This window comes from Sporolactobacillus caesalpiniae, assembly GCF_040513385.1.
Lineage (GTDB): Bacteria > Bacillota > Bacilli > Bacillales > Sporolactobacillaceae > Sporolactobacillus.
In genome coordinates, this window is record NZ_JBEVCB010000023.1 from 1 (window position 1) to 345 (window position 345).

A 345-nucleotide genomic window follows, 5' to 3' on the forward strand; every position below is an offset into this window, starting at 1 on the left:
AGGTCCGTCGGACTTTGTCTCATCCATTAATGGAAGGTGACGAGTTCGCGGATTAATAAAGGAATGCGTCAGGAGCAAGAAGATCGAGGAAGCGCAGTTACCGAGAACCGGAGTGTAACTTCCACAGGAAGTGGTGACTTCTGCGTTGTGTACAGGACGTACACGAATTTAGCAGAAGTTCCTTAATTACATGAGGATCACAGGGAACAAGCTGACGAAGAGATTCGCCGCTCATCACGCATTCAGTGGTTAAGTTTTAAAGAGCGCACGGTGGATGCCTTGGCACTGGGAGCCGATGAAGGACGGAACGAACTCCGATAAGCTCCGGGGAGCTGTAAGTAAGCA

Annotated in this window: 1 rRNA gene; it reads left to right on the top strand. The window is 49.9% G+C overall.

Annotated features, from left to right (window positions below):
- Positions 1–247 precede the first annotated feature (247 nt).
- Positions 248–345, top strand: a 23S ribosomal RNA gene (locus ABWW58_RS17130); the annotation flags it as partial.